Source organism: Streptomyces sp. NPDC058231, assembly GCF_042882275.1.
Classification (GTDB): Bacteria; Actinomycetota; Actinomycetes; order Streptomycetales; family Streptomycetaceae; genus Streptomyces.
Genome location: NZ_JBHVWN010000140.1, coordinates 1,519 through 3,046 on the forward strand (window position 1 = coordinate 1,519; position 1,528 = coordinate 3,046).

The following is a 1,528-nucleotide window of genomic DNA, read 5'->3' on the forward strand; positions in this document are numbered from 1 at the left end:
GTGGAATGACACGACTTCGGCGGTACGCTTGAGCCCCGCTACATTGTCGGCGCGGAATCACTTGACCAGTGAGCTATTACGCACTCTTTCAAGGGTGGCTGCTTCTAAGCCAACCTCCTGGTTGTCTCTGCGACTCCACATCCTTTCCCACTTAGCGTACGCTTAGGGGCCTTAGTCGATGCTCTGGGCTGTTTCCCTCTCGACCATGGAGCTTATCCCCCACAGTCTCACTGCCGTGCTCTCACTTACCGGCATTCGGAGTTTGGCTAAGGTCAGTAACCCGGTAGGGCCCATCGCCTATCCAGTGCTCTACCTCCGGCAAGAAACACACGACGCTGCACCTAAATGCATTTCGGGGAGAACCAGCTATCACGGAGTTTGATTGGCCTTTCACCCCTAACCACAGGTCATCCCCCAGGTTTTCAACCCTGGTGGGTTCGGTCCTCCACGAAGTCTTACCTCCGCTTCAACCTGCCCATGGCTAGATCACTCCGCTTCGGGTCTTGAGCGTGCTACTAAAACGCCCTATTCGGACTCGCTTTCGCTACGGCTTCCCCACACGGGTTAACCTCGCAACACACCGCAAACTCGCAGGCTCATTCTTCAAAAGGCACGCAGTCACGACGCACCGAGCAAGCTCGATGCGCGACGCTCCCACGGCTTGTAGGCACACGGTTTCAGGTACTATTTCACTCCGCTCCCGCGGTACTTTTCACCATTCCCTCACGGTACTATCCGCTATCGGTCACCAGGGAATATTTAGGCTTAGCGGGTGGTCCCGCCAGATTCACACGGGATTTCTCGGGCCCCGTGCTACTTGGGTGTCTCTTAAACGAGCCGTTAATGTTTCAGCTACGGGGGTCTTACCCTCTACGCCGGACCTTTCGCATGTCCTTCGCCTACATCAACGGTTTCTGACTCGTCTCACAGCCGGCAGACTATGAAAAAGAGATCCCACAACCCCGCATGCGCAACCCCTGCCGGGTATCACACGCATACGGTTTGGCCTCATCCGGTTTCGCTCGCCACTACTCCCGGAATCACGGTTGTTTTCTCTTCCTGAGGGTACTGAGATGTTTCACTTCCCCTCGTTCCCTCCACACTGCCTATGTGTTCAGCAGCGGGTGACAGCCCATGACGACTGCCGGGTTTCCCCATTCGGACACCCCCGGATCAAAGCTCGGTTGACAGCTCCCCGGGGCCTATCGTGGCCTCCCACGTCCTTCATCGGTTCCTGGTGCCAAGGCATCCACCGTGCGCCCTTAAAAACTTGGCCACAGATGCTCGCGTCCACTGTGCAGTTCTCAAACAACGACCAGCCACCCATCACCCCACCCCTAAGGGCGAGTTCACTGGGGCCGGCAACTGAAGGCGACCTCACGGCCGTACCCTCAGATACCCAACAACGTGCCCGACACAACCGATCCCCTCCACGTTCCACGCCGAAGCAGTACTAGTGAAAACAACCTGTCGTGCCGAATAGTCAACGTTCCACCCATGAGCAACCACCGTCGAACATTTGCCGACG

The 1,528-nt window shown here is 57.0% G+C and carries 1 rRNA gene (cut by a window edge); it reads right to left on the reverse strand.

Annotated features, from left to right (window positions below):
• Nucleotides 1-1,276, reverse strand: a 23S ribosomal RNA gene (locus ACFVXE_RS38585); it reaches 1,496 nt to the left of the window's first position.
• Nucleotides 1,277-1,528 lie beyond the last annotated feature (252 nt).